The organism is Rhodococcus ruitaii (genome assembly GCF_055230935.1).
In genome coordinates this window covers 24,082-36,890 of sequence record NZ_JBUYWC010000021.1, presented here as the reverse complement: position 1 = coordinate 36,890, position 12,809 = coordinate 24,082, and the positions used below count along the sequence as shown (strand labels likewise).

Genomic DNA, 12,809 nt, shown 5'->3' with positions numbered 1-12,809 from the left:
GAGGCGGTGCCGCGGTGCGTCACACCTATCTGTCCCAATCCGTGTTCGTCGCTGCCGCAGGGCTTCCGGTGATTCCGGGCGTCCTGCGGCACCGGGTGCTGCGCGGCGCCGGAGTGCAGGTGTCGGCGCCCAGCCTGATCCACCGCGGTGTGGTGGTGCAGGGGCTGGGCCGGCTGCGGCTCGGCTCCGGGGTGTTCGTCAACTACGGGTGTTTCTTCGACACGGTCGCCGACATCACGGTCGGCGACCGGGTGTTTCTCGCCGATCATGTGCGGGTGCTCACCAGCAGCCACCGCACGGGAGGACGCGACCAGCGTGCAGGGTCGCTCACCGGTACACCGGTGCACATCGGAGACGGTGTCTGGATCGGATCCGGGGCGGTGATCCTGCCGGGCGTGACGATCGGGTCCGGCGCGGTGATCGGCGCGAACTCTCTGGTCACCGCCGACTGTGCCGCGAACGCGGTGTACGTCGGCAGTCCCGCTCGGTACCAGCGCGACCTACCCTGACCGCCCCGCCGGGCACTGTCACCTACCGGTCGGCACTGCACGACCGGCCGGCACTGACCGAAGACATGTGGAAATCGGGATCGACGATGTCCACCTGCAGCAAGGCATCGGCCCGCTCACCCGAACTGTTGAATCCCGAGGCGGATCACCATCGCCGTGACCACCACCAGCAGCACCACCCGCACGAACCCGGCGCCGCGCCGCAACGCGGTGCGCGATCCGAGCACCGACCCGGCGACATTGCACACCGCCATCGCCAACCCGAGCGTCCACCACACATGCCCGCCGAGCGTGAACAACACCAGCGCGCCCAGGTTCGACCCGAAGTTGAGGACCTTCGCCATCGCCGCCGAGGTGACGAACTCGCTGCCGAGCATCGCCGCGAACACGATGATGAAGAAGGTTCCGGTGCCGGGCCCGAGAATGCCGTCGTAGAACCCGATGACCGCGGCTGCCCCCACGACCACCACCACCGTGCGCAGCACGCTCGGTTTGTGTGCTGGCGCGGTCCCGAGGGTGGGGCGTGCCGTGACGAACACCGCGACCGACACCAGCACCACCATCACCAGCGGAATGAACACGTCCGGATCGATCAGCGACACCGAAGCCGCGCCTGCCGCCGCGCACGCCGCCGCGACGAGCGCGGCCGGGGCCAGGATCTTCCACTGCAACGGGATGCGCCGCGCGAAGGTGATCACCGCCGCGCCGGTGCCGAAGATCGCGGTGAGTTTGTTCGTCGCCAACGCCGCCTGCGGAGTGAGCTGCGGTGCGACGAGGAACAATGCCGGCAGCAGGATCAGCCCGCCGCCGCCGACCACGGCGTCGACCCATCCGGCGGCCGTGGCCGCCACCAGCAGTACGGCCCAGTCCGCGGCGCTCATCACGCCATTCGACCATGGCGAGCGGCCGGGTCGGCGACGAACCGCACGAGCTGTGGCGGGCCGGGAGCAAAAACGCGGGCCCATTCGTTGACCCGATAACAGCCGCTCACCCCTGTAGCAGACGGCCCTGTAGCAGACGGCGCGGCCGGCACCCGGAAGGACCGCCATGTACTTGTTGTTGTTCCTCGCCTACGTGGTCGCGGAGATCGCCGTGCTCGCCTGGCTCGGCTCCCTGCTCGGCGCGCTCACCACCGTGCTGCTGTTCCTGGGTGTGAGCGTGCTGGGCTACGCGGTACTCGCCTCCCGCGGACACCGCGCGCTGCGCAACCTGACCTCACTGCGCGGCGACCCGGCACCGAACCTCGATGTGACGCCGGAGCGGATGCTCACCGACGGAGCGCTCATCGGTGTCGGCGCCGCTCTGGTACTGGTACCCGGCCTGATCACCAGCATCCTCGGGATCGTGTTGCTGCTGCCCACCCGGGCCGTGCTGCGTCCGCTGGTGCACCTGATCGCGGCGCGGCAGGTCGCGCGGCACGGCGCCACGGTGCGGGGCACCCGCACGGTGGTGGTGGACGGGCAGGTCGTCGAACACACCGTGGTCGGGGCCGATCCACGCCTGACAGCGCCCGGCCCGAGCGAACCGGTGATCCCCAGCGACGGGGTCCTCGAGGGCGAGATCGTCGACACCCCGCCCCGCCGACACCCGTGACGAGGGGGCAGACTGGACTCTCGTGAGTTCAGCACCGCACACCCGACTGCTCGTCGGCGGCCGCATCTACAGTTCTTCCACCCCGGACGCGACCGCGATGGCGGTCACGGACGGACACATCGTGTGGGTCGGTCAGGACCGCCCGGGGAAGGCCTTGCATCCGGACGCGGAGATCGTCGACCTCGACGGACTGTTCGTCGCCCCCGGGTTCGTCGACACCCACATGCACGTCACCGCGCAGGGGTTGACGGTCGCCGACCGGAACCCGCTCGCGGTGGACCTGTCCGGCAGCGGGAGCCTTGCCGAGTTGGTGCGCCGAGTCGCCGAGTTCGCCGCTGCCCACGACGACGCCGTCATCTGGGGGCAGGGCTGGGATGAGACCACCTGGCCCGATGCTGCCCCGACCACCGCGGACCTCGATGCCGCGGCCCCCGGCCGTTCGGTGTATCTGGCGCGGGTCGACGCCCATTCGGCGGCCGCGTCGACCGCGCTGCGGGTGGGGGCGGAGGCCGCCGGACTCGACGGGTACGATCCGCAGCGGCCGTTGACCGGCGCCGCGCATCACGCGGTGCGCGGCGCCGCGCACGCGGCGCTCACACCGCAGCAACGCACCGCCGCCCGCGTCGCGGCCCTCGACGACGCGGCCGCACACGGCATCGTGGCGGTGCACGAGTGCGGTGGCCCCGACATCTTCGGCGTCGACGACTTCACCGAACTACTCGCCCTCGATCATCCGGTGCAGGTGCGGGGCTACTGGGGGCAGGCCGTCACCACCGCGGAGCAGGCGCACGCGGTGCTCGAGGACACGGGAGCGCACGCGCTCGGCGGCGACCTGTTCGTCGACGGCGCGTTCGGGTCGCGGACGGCGTGGCTGTCGGAGCCGTATCTCGATGCGCCGGACTGCTGTGGCCGCACCTATCTCGATGTCGACGCGATCGCTGCGCATCTGCGGGCCTGCACCGTCGCCGGCATCCAGGCCGGATTCCATGTGATCGGTGATGCCGCGACCGCCGCGGCGGTCGCGGCGATCGAGCAGGTCGCCGCGGAGTTGGGTGGGCCCGCCGTCGCGTCGTGCGGGCATCGTCTCGAACACGTCGAGTCGGTCACTGCCGCGCAGGCGCAGGTGCTCTCGCGGTACGGGATCCTCGCGAGCATGCAGCCGGGGTTCGATGCGGTGTGGGGTGGCCCGTCCGGGATGTACGCGCAGCGGCTCGGCACGGAACGCGCCGCTGCCCTCAACGATTTCGCGGCGATCGCCGCGACGGGCACCTCGTTGGCGTTCGGGTCCGATGCGCCGGTGACCGCGCCGCGCCCGTGGGCGATGCTGCGGGCGGCGGTGCATCATCGCACCGGCGGCAGCGGCATCTCGCCGCGTGCTGCGTTCGCCGCGGCGACGCGTGGCGCGTGGCGCGCCGGTGGGGTGCGGGACGGTCTGGCCGGCACATTGGATCCGGGGGCTCCGGCGTCGTATGGGCTGTGGGAGGCGGGGGAGTTGGTGATCAGCGCCCCCACGGACGGGGTGCAGCGCTGGTCGACGGATCCGCGCTCGCGGGTCGCGCCGCTGCCTGATCTGAGCCCGGGCACCGAGGATCCGGTGCTGGTGCGCAGCGTGCATCGCGGCCGCGTGGTGTACGAGCGGTGAGCGCCGCCCCGCAGGATGCCGTGCAGTCCGGGTGGTTCCGGCCGGGAGCGTCGCTGACGCGGCGGCTCGCCCCGGTGTCGGCGCGGTCGCTGGCCGCCGTGGGGGCGGGGCTGTTGCTGTTCGCGAGTTTCCCACCGCGGCCGTTGTGGTTTCTGGCGCCGGTCGGCATCGCGGTCCTGGTTGTCGTGTTGACGGCCCGGCCGATGCGGCGGAGGGCGGGGTTCGGGTACGGCTATCTCGCGGGACTGGGGTTCCTGGTGCCGTTGCTGCCGTGGATCGGGGTGTATGTCGGGCCGCTGCCGTGGTTGGCGTTGGCTGCGGCCGAAGCGGTGTTCGTCGGACTGTTCGGGGCGCTGGTGGTGCATCTGCGGTCGATGCCGGCGGCGCCGTTGTGGATCGCGGCGGCGTGGTCGCTGACCGAGTATCTGCGTTCGTCGGTGCCGTTCGGCGGGTTTCCGTGGGGCCGGTTGGCGTTCGGGCAGCCCGACGGATTCTTGGTGTGGCTCGCCGCCGTCGGAGGTGCCCCGCTGGTGTCGTTCGCGGTGGCGTTGATCGGCAGCGGCGCGGCCGCGCTCGTCCTCACGGTGCGGCGCCACCGGAACCGCCGTACGTCGGATCGCGGGGGCCTGTGGACGGCGGTGGCGTGGACGGCGGTGGCGCCGCTCGCGGCGGTGGCGGCGTGGCCCCTGCTCGTCACCGCCGATACCCCGGATTCGGGCGGGCACGAGGTGACGGTCGCGGCCATCCAGGGCAGTGTGCCGCGCCTGGGGTTGGACTTCAACGCGCAACGCAAGGCGGTGCTCGACAATCACGTCGCGCAGACCCTCGATCTGGCCGCGCAGGTCCGGGCCGGTCGGGTCGATGCCCCGGACGTGGTGGTCTGGCCGGAGAATGCCTCCGACATCGACCCGCTGCGCAACGCCGACGCCGCCGCCGACATCTCTGCCGCGTCCGCCGCGATCGATGCACCGATCCTCGTGGGCGCGGTCCTGGCCAACGGCGACGGCACCACCACCAACTCGGTGATCGTGTGGGACGCGCAGTCCGGGCCCGGTGAGCGGCACGACAAGCGGATCATCCAACCGTTCGGCGAGTATCTGCCGTATCGGTCGTTCTTCCGGTTGTTCTCCGAATACGCCGATCGCGCCGGGTTCTTCGTGCCGGGTGACGGGGACGGCACGGTGACTGCCGCGGGCATCACGATCGGGGTGGCCACCTGCTACGAGGTGGCATTCGACCGGGCGTTCCGCGACTCGATCGACGCCGGCGCGCAGCTGCTGGCGGTGCCGACGAACAACGCCACCTTCGGGGACACCGAGATGACCTATCAGCAATTGGCGATGTCGCGGGTGCGGGCCGTCGAGCACGGCCGCACCGTGGTCGTCGCCGCGACCAGCGGGGTCAGCGCGGTCGTCGACCCGGACGGTCGGGTGCAGCAACGCACCGCGTTGTTCGAGCCGGCAGCGTTGGTCGCGCGCGTGCACTTGCGGCAAGACGCTACGCTGGCTAGTCGGCTCGGACCTGTCCCGGAGCTCGCGCTCTGCGTCGGGGCCGTGGCCGCCGCCGGTGTCGCCCTCGTGCGCGACCGCCGGCGACGCGATGCGTCGGCGTCACAGCCCGACTCCGACGCAGCACCAACCCCGGCCGACGGCCGGTTCGACAGGGAGGACCATTGATGGCAGCGGCGACGCCGGCCGGGGACACGAGCGCACCGAGCGCCCGCACTCTGGTGATCATTCCGACGTACAACGAACGCGAGAACATCGGACGGATCGTCGAGCGGCTGCACGCTGCGCTTCCGCACACCCACGTGTTGATCGTCGACGACGGCAGCCCCGACGGCACCGGCGCGGTCGCCGACGAGCTCGCCGCCGCCGACCGTGGTGCCTCCGGCGCGGGGGGGCGTATCGAGGTGATGCACCGCACCGAGAAGAACGGTCTCGGTGCCGCCTACATCGCCGGGTTCCGGTGGGGTCTGGACCGCGGTTACACGGTGCTCGTGGAAATGGATGCCGACGGCAGCCACGCCCCCGAGCAGTTGCATCTGATGCTCGAGAAGGTCGATGCCGGCGCCGATCTGGTGCTCGGATCCCGGTATGTGCCGGGCGGCACCGTGGTGAACTGGCCGTGGCATCGGGAGGTGCTCTCCCGCGGAGGCAACATCTATTCGCGTCTCGCGCTCGGGGTGCAAGTCCAGGACATCACCGGCGGCTACCGCGCATACCGGCGGCAGGTGCTCGAGACGCTCGATCTCGACGCGATCGCTTCGCACGGCTACTGCTTCCAGGTGGATCTGGCGTGGCGAACACTGCAGGCCGGGTTCACCGTCGGTGAAGTGCCGATCACCTTCACCGAACGGGAGATCGGTGAATCGAAGATGAGCGGCAATATCGTGCAGGAGGCGTTGCTCAAGGTGACGTTGTGGGGGTTGCAGGCACGGATATCGAAGGGGCGGGCGCTGCTCGCCCGGTGGACGGGCCGCTGATGTTCGGTGTCGGCCGGGTGTCTCACCCCGGGTGAGCGAACGGGCCGCGCGCCACGAGGTCGGCTTCGACGCCCAGGTGTCCGCACAGTCGGCGGATCGCGGTGCAGTCCTGCACTACCGGTTGTGCGGCGGCCGCCGCGGCGGTGTCGGCGAGCATCGCCTGCCCGCCGAGGATCTGCTCGTGCGCCACGATCGCGGCCCAGGTGTCCATGTCGTTGCCGGTGAATGCTTCGATCCCGGCGGCGAGCGCGTCGAGCAACAGTTCACGTTCGGTGGCGTCGAGCTCCTCGAAGACCATCGTGAGCAGTTCCCCGGCCAGGGAGCTGTGGCACAGTTCGTCGCGGCGATGCACCGCCACGGTGCTGCGGTTGACCGGCTGCACCGTCTCGTCGCCGGTGAACAAGCCCAGGTACGCACTGATCGATGTTTCGGCGACCGTGGTGAACGCCAACCGGATCAACGCAGCGTGCCGCGGGTCGAGGGCATGGCCGAGCGCCTCATCGTGGGCGCGCACAGTCCGGCACGGTGGCAGCACCGCATCGGGCATCACCCAGCCGCGGCGGCGTCGGGTCACGGCGTTGGCGTTCTGATGCATCAGCGTGTGATATTGCTCGTCGACCATTGCCTGTAGCACCCCGAGGGTGATGGTGTCGTGCGGGCCGAGGCCGAACACGTCCGAGGTGATCAACCCGAATCCGGGATTGACGACGTGCTGCTCGATGTCGATGACGTTCTTGTTGTATGCGATCCAGGCCCACGCCCCGATCCGGGCGCGGTGGTGCTCGTCGAGCGCGTGATAGCGCGGGTGGCGGTGGAACGGGATCATCGTCTCGGGGAAGTCGCGCAGGGCCGGCTCGAACATCGCGTCGAGATCCGGCTCGTCCTTCTTGACCGCGGCACGGCGACCCCACGAGCGGGACAAGCCGCGGATCACGGCACTTTCGACGGGGTCGGCCGGATCGTGGCCGGGGAGTTCGGGGGGACGTAGCCGGGCCCGTACGGGTTCGACGGTGGCGGCGTCGGCGTGTGCGAGCGGATTTCGGACATCAGGATCGATCATCGCGACCCACCGTTCTCCTGGTCGGGTCCGGGTGCCGCGGAGGGCAGCATCGCCAGCAGTTGCCGACAGAGCGCACGATCCCGGTCGAGGCCGGGCCCGAGTGCGGTACCCGCGCGGGTCATGACCGTCTCGAACGCGTCGCTCCGATCGTCGTCGGCGGCCTGGTCGAGTTCGTCGAGGGCGTCGCGCAGTGCGCGGCGGGCCTGCGCTGCGTACGGGTTGGCCGCCTGGATGTCGTGGTACACCTCGGGCACCCCCGAGGCGACCCGTGCGAGGAGTGCGCGCAGCAGCATGTGCGGTGGCGGGGCGGTGGTGTCCGCGACGGCCGGTGGATCGAGGGTGTCGAGTGCCAATCCGAACGCGAGGACCGTTGCGTGGGTCAACGCCTGGGTGGTGGCGGTGACCCGGTCGTGTTCGTCGGCGCTGACCGATACGACGCGCGCGTCGTATCGGCGGAGTGTCGCGAGGAACCGTTCCACCGGCGGTCCGTTGCGGTAGACGACGGCGGCGACGGGCCGGCCCGCCATCCCCAGGGACGGCGCGAACATCGGATTGATGCCCAGAGCCGCACGGTGGGGTAGTGCGGCCTGGACGGCGTCCGCCATCCGTGTCTTGACGGACAGGGTGTCGACGAGCAGCGCGTCGGGCGGCAGCAGTGCCGCGAGGGTGGGCAGTGAGGCCAGCGCGACCGGTTCGGGGACAGCGAGTATCACGGTCGCGGCTGTCCGCAGCGCGGATTCCGCGGCGAGCGTCGGGGCTGTGATATCCGCGCGGATCGTCCAGTCATCCGAATCATCGTGTAAGAAAGCAGAATCAGTTGATTTCGGGTCGAGAGTGTGGACGCGGTAACCGTCTCGGCGCAGGGCTGCGACGAGCAACGCGCCGACGTCTCCGCGTCCTCCGGCGACGATGATCGGCCCGGTGACTGTGGTGGTCACCGTCGGGTTCCGTCTGCCAGCGACGCGGGGTCGGGTGTGCCGGCTCCACCGGCGTCGGGGTCGGCGAGGCAGCGGCGCATGGCGACGGCTTTGACGAGGGTTTCTTCGAGTTCGTCGTCCGGGTCGGAGAGGGCGACGATCGCGCCGCCGATACCGAAACTGACCTGGTGGTCGGTGGCGACCATGGTGCGGATGACGATGGACAGATCCACCGTGCCGGTCAGGGACAGGTACCCGAGCGCACCCGAATAGACGCCGCGGGGCCCGTCCTCGAGTTTGTCGATGATCTCCATCGTGCGCAGTTTCGGGGCGCCGGTCATCGAGCCGCCCGGGAACGCGGCCCGGACACAGTCCACCGCGGTCCTGTCCGGACGTAGGGTTCCGCGGACAGTGGAGACCAATTGGTGTACCGCGGAATAGGTTTCGACGTCGAAGAGGGTGGGTACGTGCACTGATCCGGGGGTGCACACCCGGGAGAGGTCGTTACGCACCAGATCGACGATCATCAAGTTCTCGGAACGGTCCTTCTCGCAGGTGCGCAGATGCTCGCGCAGGTCGGCGTCGTGTGCGGCGGTGGTGCCCCGCGGGCGGGTGCCCTTGATCGGTTTGGATTCGACGACGCGGTCCGTCCCGATCCGCAGAAACCGTTCCGGGGAGGCGCTGAGTACCGACAGCCCGGGGAAACGCAGCAGCGCGCTGTACGGTGTGGGGCTGATGCTGCGCAGGACCCGGTAGGTGCGCAGCGGATCGATGTGCCGGTCGACGGTCGCGGTGTTGGTCAGGCACACTTCGTAGGTTTCACCGCTGCGAATCTCGGCGAGACACTGGCCGATCAGCTGAAGATAACGGGGCGGCTCGTGCCGCACCCGGATCTTCTCGTCGCGATCGGCTCGCACGAGCGGGGGTGGCGCGGCGGCCGGCGCCGGGTCGGACAAGGTGGCGAGTACCGCGGAGGTGTCGTCGAACCATGCTTCGGTGGCCGCGTCGCCGGTGTGCTCACTGAGCGCGAGCAGGTGACAGCGTCCGGCTTCGTGGTCGAGGACGACCGCGCGGTCGGCGAACACCATGGCGGCGTCGGCGACGGGGGAGGTGTGCACCAGTTGCCCGCCGGTGTCGGCTTTGAGTTCGTAGCCGAGATACCCGACGTAGCCGAGCCCGAACGTGCACGGCAGGTCGTCGCGGGGAGCGACGCGGCGTTCGCTGAGCCGCAGGTCGAGATGGTCGAAGAACGTGCGGTGATAGGAGGCGCTGGTGCCATCCGAACGGTGTTCGCGCACCAGGGTTTCCGCGACGCTGTAGGTGACGAACTCTGCGCGGGGGCCGGAGGCGTCGCCCATGATGGTGAATCGGGAGTCCGGTTCGAGTGCGTCGCTGCCGTCGAGGAGGAAACTGTGCGGTCCCCTCGCGAACAGCGCCTCGTAGACCCCGTGTGGGTCGGGGTGGTAGTCGAGGGTGCGACTCTCGAGCACGAACCGCGTCGCGGTCGGTGCCGGGGTCGGTGCGGCGGTGTCGTCACCGGTGGTGCGTACCCGCGGTTCGGTGGCGGAACGGAAATTGTCGAGCAGTTCGAATCCGTAGTCGGTGCCGATGGATTCGGGATGGAATTGCACTCCGAACAGGGGGCGGTGGCGATGTGCGACGGCCATCGGTAACCCGTCGTCGGTGCGGGCGAGGACCTCGAACTCGTCGGGGACCTGCTCGACGATCAGTGAGTGGTAGCGCACGGCGGTGAACGGGGACGGGATCCCGGCGAACAGACCGGCTCCGGTGTGCAGAATGTCGCTGGTGCGGCCGTGCACCGGTTCGGGGGCGCGGACCACGTTGCTGCCGAACAGGTGACACAGCCCCTGATGGCCGAGGCACACTCCGAGTATCGGGACGGAGAGTTCGGTGAGGGCGCGGGCACTGATCCCGAAATCACGTTCGCGGTCGGGGCGGCCGGGGCCGGGGGAGATCACGACGTTGTCGAAGTCGAGGGCACGGACCTCGTCCCAGGAGGTGTCGTTGGTGACCACGAGTGGGACCGTGCCGTTGACGCGGGTCAGGAGGCTGTAGAGGTTGTAGGTGAACGAGTCGTAGTTGTCCACGAGCAGGGTGCGGACCCGAGGGGTGGACGAACCGAGATGTGACGAGGACCCCGCGTGCGAGGACCTGGGTTGGGAGGGGAACGCGGCCGCTGCCATGATGCGGTCAGCTCCGATGCTCGGTGACCGCGGTGGCGTCCGGCCCGGTGCGCGCGCCCCCGTCGACGATGAGATCCTCGACCCGGCACGCCTCACCGATCAGCAGGTCGTAGAGGGCACGCACGAACTCGGCGGACAGTCCGTGGCGGTCGGCGTAGTCGCGGGCACGGCGCTGCACGAGATGCATACGGCCCGGTTGCAGCACCGCGATGTCGTGTCGTTGTTTGAGTTCGGCGACGCGGGTGCACAGTGCGATCCGGTCGCGGACATCGTCGAGCAGTGCACGGTCGACGCGATCGAGTTCGACGCGCAGCGCCTCGAGCGCGGCCTCAGGGTCGGTGGCGGTGTTGGTGTCCCCGTCGGTGACGGTGTTGTTGTCGTTCACGTGCATTCACCTCCCGGGTGCTGCCCGACCGGACGATCGGTGCGTGATGTGAAGGTGGTGCCGCCGAGTTCTCGTCGGCGGGTTCGCCCATAATTGCACGCCGATCCGCACGGGGGCCCGCCATTTGATCTTTTTGTGGCGTGTCCGCGACCCGACCGGTCCCCGATCTCGGGGGAAGGAAATGCCGTTGCGAGAATCACTTCCCGCAACGGCATCGCCGGTGCGCACACCCGGGGCATGCATGCCGGTGGGTTGTTCAGCCGCGGCGCTTGCTCTTGATCAGGTCGAGGCGTTCCTTGAGCAGGTCCTCGAGGTCCTCCACCGAGCGACGCTCGAGCAGCATGTCCCAGTGGGTGCGTGGCGGCTTGGTCTTCTTCGGCTCGGGTGCGGCTCCCTCGACGAGGGTGCCTTCGAGTCCGTTCTTGCACATCCAGGTACCGGGAATCTCGGCTTCGTCGGCGAACGGCACATCGAACTCTTCGCCGTTGTCGCAGCGGTAGCGTGCCATCCGACGCGGCGCGAGATCGTGGTCGCGGTCGGTTTCGTAGCTTACCGCCCCGAGTCGGCTGCCTCGCAGTACACGATCTGCCATGGTGGTGTCCTCTCTCGTAATGCTCCGCCCGGTGGGTTCCGGCACCGACGCGGCGTGTGCCGGGCAGTACCCACGTCCACACCCTGTCAACGTCGGCGGGGCCGAATCCGTTCCCGAACCGGGACACGGCCGATCTGCCAGTTTACCGGCACGGTTTCTGCGCTCGGTAACGTGTCACCTCATGACCGGACGGGAACGCAGACCGGCGAGTTGTCTGTGGTGTGGGCGACCGGTGTCGGAGATCGGGACGGGGCGTCGACGCCGCTACTGCCGCCGGTCGTGCCGTCAACGCGCCTACGAACAGCGCGCCACCGCGGCGAGCGCGGGGTTGGCGGCCGATGCGGTGGTGTTGTCGTCGGTGGAGGCCGAGGCCCTGACCGATCGGGCGTTCGAGGTCCGGTGCGCCGCCGAAGACGTGGCGACGGCCGTCGACGAAGGTGCCGATCAGGTGGAGCTGCGCCGGTTGTGCGCCGACTTGGTGGAGTTGGCGCGGGCGGCCGAACGACTGCGCTGAGCGTGGTGTGCGGCCACCCGCCCGGTCCGGTCAGACGAAGAACCCGCCCATGGTGTACACGACCTGGCAGAATGCGCCGTTGACGTACTGCACCGATCCGAACAGCGCCGCCATGACGGGACCGGGTCCCGGTGCGATGGTCGTGGACAGTTGCGGTACTCCGCCGATTCGGTCGTCGAGGGTGGCGACACCGGCCCGGAAGTTCTCCATGTTCATCCACACGAACTTCAGGTCGGCGGCGGCGGGTTGGACGGGGATGGTCGGCTGCACGTGCACCTTCATCTCCCCGAACCCGATATCCGGATCGACATGCGGGCCGGGGTGCGCCCATCCGGAGGTCATGGCGAACGGGGTGAGGTCGCCGCCGCAACCTGGGCCGACCGACGGTGCAGGCGCCATGAACGGCTGCGGGATGTTGCGTGGTGGCGGTTCGAGAATCGTGGGGGTGCGGGAGGCGTCCACGAGCCGATCGAGGGCGGCGACCAGGTCGGGTGCGCCGGCGAGGTCCGTGCGCAACTGGTCCACGGGCACACCGCCGGCCGCCGGCTCGGCGGTGGCGTGGGCGGGGAGGGTGAGGGCGATCGCCGCAGCGAACAGGACGCCGAGCGAACGGGAAAACCGGCGACGCGACATCTTCGGGCTCCTTCAGGGTGCGAGTCGATGCGTCAGGCGAACGAGCGCAGGTGGGTGATGCAGGTGTGAGTCGAGTTTCGACAATAGGCACCCGGAACGATTTCCGTGTGATTTCGGCATGTGTCGTCACGAATGCGACATTTCCGGTCGGTGGGCCGAAGGGTGCTCGAATTGCGAATGACTCGAATTGTGGATGATGAGGTTCTTGTGCCCGGCGTGTATCCGCGGAACGCCTCATTCCGTCAGGCACGCATTACCGAGCGGTACCGCATTCG

13 protein-coding genes are annotated in these 12,809 nt (G+C 69.5%); 6 read left to right on the top strand and 7 right to left on the bottom strand.

The window, feature by feature from the left end; all coding sequences use genetic code 11:
- The first annotated feature begins 14 nt into the window (after positions 1–14).
- Entirely contained in the window at positions 15–509 is a 495-nt protein-coding gene (locus ACZI8W_RS23320) for an acyltransferase (RefSeq protein ID WP_463370896.1), read from the top strand.
- A 116-nt stretch (positions 510–625) separates the two neighbouring features.
- On the opposite strand, the gene ACZI8W_RS23315 is transcribed toward ACZI8W_RS23320, so the two are convergent.
- Entirely contained in the window at positions 626–1,390 is a 765-nt protein-coding gene (locus tag ACZI8W_RS23315; protein WP_463370895.1) for a TSUP family transporter, read from the bottom strand.
- Positions 1,391–1,556: 166 nt separating this feature from the next.
- Here ACZI8W_RS23315 and ACZI8W_RS23310 point away from each other — a divergent pair, with 166 nt between their 5' ends.
- From ACZI8W_RS23310 to ACZI8W_RS23295, 4 genes are read left to right on the top strand one after another with little or no spacing between them, the layout of a single operon-like run.
- The gene (locus ACZI8W_RS23310; protein WP_463370894.1) at positions 1,557–2,102 is read left to right on the top strand and encodes an FxsA family protein; all 546 of its coding nucleotides are present in this window, start codon (positions 1,557–1,559) and stop codon (positions 2,100–2,102) included.
- A gap of 22 nt (positions 2,103–2,124) precedes the next feature.
- Positions 2,125–3,744 (top strand): amidohydrolase, encoded by a 1,620-nt coding sequence (locus ACZI8W_RS23305; protein ID WP_463370893.1) that lies wholly within the window; start codon positions 2,125–2,127, stop codon positions 3,742–3,744.
- Positions 3,745–3,797: 53 nt separating this feature from the next.
- On the top strand, positions 3,798–5,420 hold the full coding sequence (gene lnt, locus ACZI8W_RS23300; RefSeq protein WP_463370951.1) for an apolipoprotein N-acyltransferase: 1,623 nt from the start codon (positions 3,798–3,800) through the stop codon (positions 5,418–5,420).
- A complete protein-coding gene (locus ACZI8W_RS23295) occupies positions 5,420–6,229 on the top strand; it encodes a polyprenol monophosphomannose synthase (RefSeq protein WP_463370892.1) in 810 nt (269 codons plus the stop codon). The genes lnt and ACZI8W_RS23295 overlap by 1 nt, the downstream gene beginning before the upstream one ends.
- A 22-nt stretch (positions 6,230–6,251) precedes the next feature.
- On the opposite strand, the gene ACZI8W_RS23290 is transcribed toward ACZI8W_RS23295, so the two are convergent.
- From ACZI8W_RS23290 to ACZI8W_RS23270, 5 genes are all read right to left on the bottom strand, one after another.
- The gene (locus tag ACZI8W_RS23290) at positions 6,252–7,289 is read right to left on the bottom strand and encodes an AurF N-oxygenase family protein (protein ID WP_463370891.1); all 1,038 of its coding nucleotides are present in this window, start codon (positions 7,287–7,289) and stop codon (positions 6,252–6,254) included.
- Positions 7,286–8,227: a prephenate dehydrogenase/arogenate dehydrogenase family protein gene (locus tag ACZI8W_RS23285; protein WP_463370890.1), complete on the bottom strand. Its 942-nt coding sequence runs from the start codon at positions 8,225–8,227 to the stop codon at positions 7,286–7,288. The genes ACZI8W_RS23290 and ACZI8W_RS23285 overlap by 4 nt, the downstream gene beginning before the upstream one ends.
- Positions 8,224–10,314 (bottom strand): aminodeoxychorismate synthase component I, encoded by a 2,091-nt coding sequence (pabB, locus tag ACZI8W_RS23280; protein ID WP_463370889.1) that lies wholly within the window; start codon positions 10,312–10,314, stop codon positions 8,224–8,226. Before pabB ends, ACZI8W_RS23285 begins: the two co-directional genes overlap by 4 nt.
- Before the next feature lie 103 nt (positions 10,315–10,417).
- Positions 10,418–10,795: a chorismate mutase gene (locus tag ACZI8W_RS23275; protein ID WP_463370888.1), complete on the bottom strand. Its 378-nt coding sequence runs from the start codon at positions 10,793–10,795 to the stop codon at positions 10,418–10,420.
- A gap of 256 nt (positions 10,796–11,051) precedes the next feature.
- On the bottom strand, positions 11,052–11,387 hold the full coding sequence (locus ACZI8W_RS23270) for an RNA polymerase-binding protein RbpA (RefSeq protein ID WP_463370887.1): 336 nt from the start codon (positions 11,385–11,387) through the stop codon (positions 11,052–11,054).
- A gap of 181 nt (positions 11,388–11,568) precedes the next feature.
- Between ACZI8W_RS23270 and ACZI8W_RS23265 the strand changes: the two genes are divergently transcribed.
- Positions 11,569–11,901 carry a hypothetical protein gene (locus ACZI8W_RS23265; protein WP_463370886.1) on the top strand — a complete coding sequence of 111 codons (333 nt, stop codon included), beginning with the start codon at positions 11,569–11,571 and terminating at the stop codon, positions 11,899–11,901.
- Positions 11,902–11,931: 30 nt separating this feature from the next.
- Here ACZI8W_RS23265 and ACZI8W_RS23260 read toward each other — a convergent pair whose 3' ends face one another.
- Positions 11,932–12,534: a hypothetical protein gene (locus ACZI8W_RS23260; RefSeq protein ID WP_463370885.1), complete on the bottom strand. Its 603-nt coding sequence runs from the start codon at positions 12,532–12,534 to the stop codon at positions 11,932–11,934.
- Positions 12,535–12,809: the final 275 nt, after the last annotated feature.